6 protein-coding genes are annotated in these 5,286 nt (G+C 63.2%); all 6 read right to left on the bottom strand.

Annotation, left to right across the window (positions count from 1 at the left end; translation table 11 throughout):
• Positions 1 to 52 precede the first annotated feature (52 nt).
• The 6 genes from ACESMD_RS01880 to ACESMD_RS01905 all read right to left on the bottom strand — a co-directional run bounded on the left by ACESMD_RS01880 (position 53) and on the right by ACESMD_RS01905 (position 5,041).
• Positions 53 to 1,468: an RNA polymerase factor sigma-54 gene (locus tag ACESMD_RS01880; RefSeq protein WP_372609807.1), complete on the bottom strand. Its 1,416-nt coding sequence runs from the start codon at positions 1,466 to 1,468 to the stop codon at positions 53 to 55.
• Between the two features lie 145 nt (positions 1,469 to 1,613).
• Positions 1,614 to 2,339 carry an LPS export ABC transporter ATP-binding protein gene (gene lptB / locus ACESMD_RS01885; protein WP_372609809.1) on the bottom strand — a complete coding sequence of 242 codons (726 nt, stop codon included), beginning with the start codon at positions 2,337 to 2,339 and terminating at the stop codon, positions 1,614 to 1,616.
• A 9-nt stretch (positions 2,340 to 2,348) separates the two neighbouring features.
• Positions 2,349 to 2,867, bottom strand: a complete 519-nt coding sequence (gene lptA, locus ACESMD_RS01890; RefSeq protein WP_372609811.1) for a lipopolysaccharide transport periplasmic protein LptA — start codon at positions 2,865 to 2,867, stop codon at positions 2,349 to 2,351.
• On the bottom strand, positions 2,864 to 3,463 hold the full coding sequence (gene lptC / locus ACESMD_RS01895) for an LPS export ABC transporter periplasmic protein LptC (RefSeq protein ID WP_372609813.1): 600 nt from the start codon (positions 3,461 to 3,463) through the stop codon (positions 2,864 to 2,866). The genes lptA and lptC overlap by 4 nt, the downstream gene beginning before the upstream one ends.
• A complete protein-coding gene (locus tag ACESMD_RS01900) occupies positions 3,460 to 4,020 on the bottom strand; it encodes a KdsC family phosphatase (RefSeq protein WP_372609815.1) in 561 nt (186 codons plus the stop codon). Before ACESMD_RS01900 ends, lptC begins: the two co-directional genes overlap by 4 nt.
• A gap of 25 nt (positions 4,021 to 4,045) precedes the next feature.
• Positions 4,046 to 5,041, bottom strand: coding sequence for a KpsF/GutQ family sugar-phosphate isomerase (locus ACESMD_RS01905; protein WP_372609817.1), 996 nt, complete (start codon positions 5,039 to 5,041; stop codon positions 4,046 to 4,048).
• Positions 5,042 to 5,286: the final 245 nt, after the last annotated feature.

Raw genomic sequence — 5,286 nt, forward strand, 5'->3', positions numbered from 1 at the left:
CTTGATTGTAACCCTTTTTCATCGCCTGCAAACACCTGTCGTCACGCGCCTTTCACCTCAATCGTTTGCGTTCGCTGGAGGAGGGGATCTTCATGCCTTCCCGATATTTCGCTACCGTCCGTCGAGCGACATGAATCCCGTCTTGCTCGAGGAGCGTTACCAGCTTGCTGTCGGAGAGCGGCTTGCGCGGGGTTTCCTCCTGGATCAGCTTGCGGATGCGGGCACGGATTGCCGTGCTGGAATGCGCATCGCCGCCACTGTTACTGACCTGACTGGAGAAGAAATACTTCAGTTCGAAGACCCCGCGCGGGGTATGGATGAACTTCTGAGTGGTGACCCGCGAGATGGTCGACTCATGCATCTCCACGGCCTGGGCGATATCGGCCAGTATCAGCGGTTTCATGGCCTCGTCACCCTGCTCGAGGAAATCCATCTGGCGGGCCATGATCTCCCGACCCACCCGCAGCAGGGTGTCATTGCGGCTGGAGAGGCTCTTTATCAGCCAGCGGGCTTCCTGCAGATGGTCCTTGAGAAACTGGTTGTCCTGGCTCTTGTCGGCCCGACGGATCAGCGCGGCGTAGTCGGGTTGTATGCGCAGTCGAGGCAGGGCCTCGGCATTGAGCGCAACCTGCCAGCCCTGACCGTCGTGTCGAGTCACTAGATCGGGAATCACATAATCATCTGTGGCATCGGAGAATCGGCTGCCCGGACGCGGGTCCAGTGATCGAATCAGGGCGATCACCTCAACGAGACTGTCATCGTCGAGACCGAGGCGTCGCTTGAGCTGACGGCGGTCATCATTGGCAAGGGCTTCCAGGAACTGGCGAACCAAGCGGCGCGCCTGAGGCAGCAAGGGGGTGTCGTCCGGCAGGATGGCGAGTTGCAGCATCAGGCATTCGCGAAGGCCCCGGGCGAAGACGCCGGTGGGCTCGAACTGTTGCAGGCGCAGCAGCACGTGCTCTATTTCACGGTTCTTGAGGTCTTCGAGGCCTTGGGGCTTGAGGCCGTCACGAACGTCTTCCAGAGACTGGGACAGGTAGCCGGCGGGGCTGATGGCATCGATCAGACTCTCGGCAATCTGTCGCTGGCGATCATCGAGATCGGTCATCGCCAATTGCCAGGCCAGGTGATCCTGGAGCGTCTGACCCTCCGCCTGGCGCTCGAAGTCGGGTCCTTCCCCCGAGCCGGCAGGCGAGAGTCCCAGATCCTGATAGGTATCCGACCAGTCGCTGTCGGTGGTGAGCTCGTCGGGGATCTCGCTGGCCCAGTCATCCTCTGCGGTCTCGGCCACCGCCTGCTCGCCGAACTCATCCTCGATTTCCAGCAGGGGATTGGAGTCGAGCGCCTGCTGGATCTCCTGGCGGAGATCCAGGGTGGAGAGCTGCAACAGGGCGATGGCCTGCTGAAGCTGGGGGGTCATGGTCAGTTGGGTACCGACCCGGAGTTGCAGGGATGTTTTCATGGCCATGAGTGAGAAAGACCCAGGATGCCGACAAAGCGTTACCCTAGCGAGCTCTCGGGAGGGATGCAACTGTTTAAAAAGCAATAACTATGCCATCGGCAATCTTTATGCCGAATGGGCAGGTTGATATGGATTTCAGTAGCTTGTCAGCTCAGAGCCGGAAGTCGGCGCCCAGATAGACCTCACGTACGCGCTGATTGGCGAGGATAGCCTCGGCATCACCCTCGGCGATAATCTTGCCGTCTCCGACGATATATGCGGAATCACATATGTCCAGCGTCTCGCGAACATTGTGGTCGGTGATCAATACGCCGATATCGCGTGCCTTGAGCTGGCGGATGATGGCCTTGATCTCGCCTACCGAGATGGGATCAACACCGGCGAAGGGCTCGTCGAGCAGGATGAAGGCGGGTTCGGTGGCCAGTGCCCGGGCGATCTCTACCCGCCGCCGCTCGCCGCCGGACAGGCTCATGCCAAGGTTGTCGCGGATATGGCCGACATGGAAGTCCTTCAGGAGTTGCTCGAGCCTCTCTCGGCGAGTATTGCGGTCCAGATCCCGGCGGGTCTCGAGGATCGCCATGATGTTGTCGGCCACGGACAGCTTGCGAAAGATCGAGGCTTCCTGCGGCAGATAGCCGATGCCCGCCTGGGCGCGCTCATGCATGGGGGACCTGGTGAGGTCATGATCATCGATGGCGACCTCTCCGGAGTCGGCACGCACCAGCCCCACGATCATGTAGAAGGAGGTGGTCTTGCCGGCACCATTCGGGCCGAGCAGGCCGACGATACGGCCTTGGGCAATGGACAGGGTAATATCCTGCACCACGCGTCGGCGCTTGTAGCTCTTGGCGAGATGGCGAGCGCGAAGGGTTCTCATGGGGTCGCCTTATTGCTCCGGCTGCAGGGTCATCCTCACACGCTGTCGTTCCTCGACACCCTCGGAATCCGAGCGGGCCTGGACGACCCGGCGGTCGAGGAAGTACTCCAGATAGCCGCCATCGAAGGTATCGCCACCCTGGTGAAGCTCGGCGCGGTCGATGAGTTCGACGCGTCGCTCGGCGACATGATAGATGATGGTGCGCCCCCAGCCGCGGACCACCGGCTCGTCGGGATCGGGTTGCTGTTCGAAATAGGCCCGCTCGCCATTGGCGACCGCTTGCGAGAGCTCGCCTGCGGCATTGCGGCGGATCTCCACCCGGTCTCCGGTCAGTTGCATGCTGCCCTGGCGGATGTCCACATCACCGGTATAGACGGCGGTGCCGGCTCGATCGTCGAGGTCGAACTGGTTGGCTTCCACCTCGATAGGGGCGCTGGCATCGCCTTGCTGGGCCAGGGCCGGCGAGCTCGTCAGGGCGAGGGTGATGAGCGCCTGGGTGACCAGGAAGGCAAGCGATTGTCGTATCATGGTGGGAGCTCCTCGTCGGAAGGGGGGCCTGTCTCGGGCGGATGGTGACCGCGCACATTGTCGGTCAGTCGAGCCCGGTTGTCATTGATCCAGGCGTCGAAACGCTCCCCGCGCATCTCCTGGGGTGGCTGTCGGAGCAGGGCCGGGGTCTCGCTCCAGGCGTGGCCGGTGTCGGCATCGTAATGGAGTACCTCGGTATCGAGCTGCCAGCCTTCCTCCGGCGCCTCGAGTCGGGCGTCCCCGGAAAGTGTCAAGGGATTGCCGCCGGCGGCCAGGGTACCCGTGTCGGCGCTGGCCAACCAGGTGCGCTCGTTGCCGTCGATCAGTCTGGCGTCCGGGGTCTGAATGCGGGTGACATCATCATGGGGCGTGTGCACCAGGCGCGGCGTCTCCAGCCGCTGGTGAGCCCGGCCCCTTGCATCGAAGCGAACCAGCCGCACGCCTTCCAGGTAATAGTCAGGTTCCCCGGCCTCGTCCCTGGGTACCGGGCCCGGCGTCACGTCACCACTGCGGTCGATCAGCGTCAGCACACCGCCCAGTACCAGCAGCAGCAGGAACAACCAGACTCGAAAGGAAGGGCGCGGGATCGCCATCATCGGCCCTGATCGTTGCGGTAGCTGTCGAGGATGGATGCCCATTGCCCCTGGATCTGCAGCAGGGTATCGCAGATTTCCCTGACCGCCCCGTGGCCACCGGGGAGTCGTGTCACCCAGTCGGCATCCTCGCGGATGTATGCCGGTGCTCCCGGCACGCTGATGCCCACGCCGGCATGCCGAATGGCGTCCAGGTCGGGCAGGTCATCGCCACAGTAGGCGACCTGATCCAGCGCGATCCCCAGCCGGGTACAGAGCTCGAGGAGCACGGGATATTTCATTTCCACCCCCTGGTGGACGTGCGAGATACCCAGTGCGGAAGCGCGACGGCTGACGATCGGCGAGTCTCGGCCAGTGATCAGTGCGACCTCGATACCGGCTCGCTTGAGCAGCTTGAGGCCGTGACCGTCCAGGGCGTGGAAAGCCTTGATCTCGATGCCGTCCGACTGGAAGTGAAGGCGACCATCGGTGAGGACGCCGTCCACATCCAGTGCCAGCAGGCGGATACGCCGGAGTCGTTCTGCCAGTTGAGGGTCGGAGAGGGGAGGCGCGAGTGGCATGAAGACTTCCTTGGCTGGTCGAATGTCAGACGACACCGCTGGCAAGCAGGTCGTGCATGTGCAGGGCACCGATCGGTCGGCTCTCCTCGTCGACCACGGCCAGTGCCGAGATGCGGTTGTCTTCCATGATACGCACCGCTTCGGCCGCCAGGGTCTCGGCGGCAATGCGCTTGCCGGGTCGGGTCATGACATCGTCGACCTTGAGGGTCGAGAGGTCATTGTACTGGTCCAGGGTCCGGCGCAGGTCACCATCGGTGTAGACCCCCACCAGGATGCCGTCGTCGTCGACCACGCAGGTGAAGCCCAGACCCTGGCGGGTGATCTCGAGCAGGGCGTCGCGTAACCGACTCCCCAGAGGAACCGAGGGCAGGCGGCTGTCCCGATGCATCAGATCGGAGACCTTTAGCAACAGGCGCTTGCCGAGACTCCCGCCCGGGTGCGAGCGCGCGAAATCCTCGGCGGTGAAACCCCGCGATTCCAGGAGTGCCACGGCCAGGGCGTCACCCAGTGCCAGGGCGGCGGTGGTCGAGGAAGTGGGTGCCAGGTCAAGGGGGCAGGCCTCGCGTTCGACACCGGCATACAGATGGGCTTCGGCATGATGGCCCAGGGTGGACTCGGGTCGTCCGGTCATGCTGATCAGCGGGACTCCCATCCGCTTGAGAAGCGGCAGCAGCGCCGTCACTTCGGCGGTATCGCCAGAATTGGACAAGGCCAGCACGACATCGCCGGGAGTGATCATGCCCAGATCGCCGTGGCTGGCTTCCCCGGGATGGACAAAGAAGGCTGGTGTGCCGGTGCTGGCCAGGGTGGCGGCAATCTTGCCGGCGATATGGCCGGACTTGCCCATGCCGGTGACGACCACCCTGCCGGTGCAGGCCAGGATCAGCTCGCAGGCACGATCGAAGTCGCTATCCAGCCTGGCGATCAGGGCAGCGATGGCCTCCTGCTCCAGCCACAGGGTCCGTCGGGCGCTTTCGCGAAGTGAGGAGTTATCGGCAACCGCCGTGGTGTCTTTGCTCATGGGGGGATTGTTGCCCTTTGTGCCCTCTGACTCAAGCGTGCCTTGATAACCCGATACCTGAGGCGAGGGCGAGAAAATGCTCAGGCGACAAGTTGTCCGCCGCCCAGCCAGGCGAGATAGGCGATATAGCCGAGAGTCAGCAGTCCACCCGGCAAGCGGCCTATCCTTCCCTTCCTTTGCCATAGCAGCAGCATGCCGAGTATCAGGGTCAGGGTGAGCATGACCGGATAATCGCGGCTGCCGGC

Source organism: Halomonas sp. (assembly GCF_041689495.1).
Taxonomy (GTDB): Bacteria; Pseudomonadota; Gammaproteobacteria; order Pseudomonadales; family Halomonadaceae; genus Halomonas.

What these genes read in the sequence shown, in the direction of transcription:
- ACESMD_RS01880 (WP_372609807.1), bottom strand. Translation starts at nt 1,468, where the DNA reads ATGGCCATGAAAACATCCCTGCAACTCCGGGTCGGTACCCAACTGACC.
- lptB (WP_372609809.1), bottom strand. Translation starts at nt 2,339, where the DNA reads ATGAGAACCCTTCGCGCTCGCCATCTCGCCAAGAGCTACAAGCGCCGA.
- lptA (WP_372609811.1), bottom strand. Translation starts at nt 2,867, where the DNA reads ATGATACGACAATCGCTTGCCTTCCTGGTCACCCAGGCGCTCATCACC.
- lptC (WP_372609813.1), bottom strand. Translation starts at nt 3,463, where the DNA reads ATGATGGCGATCCCGCGCCCTTCCTTTCGAGTCTGGTTGTTCCTGCTG.
- ACESMD_RS01900 (WP_372609815.1), bottom strand. Translation starts at nt 4,020, where the DNA reads ATGCCACTCGCGCCTCCCCTCTCCGACCCTCAACTGGCAGAACGACTC.
- ACESMD_RS01905 (WP_372609817.1), bottom strand. Translation starts at nt 5,041, where the DNA reads ATGAGCAAAGACACCACGGCGGTTGCCGATAACTCCTCACTTCGCGAA.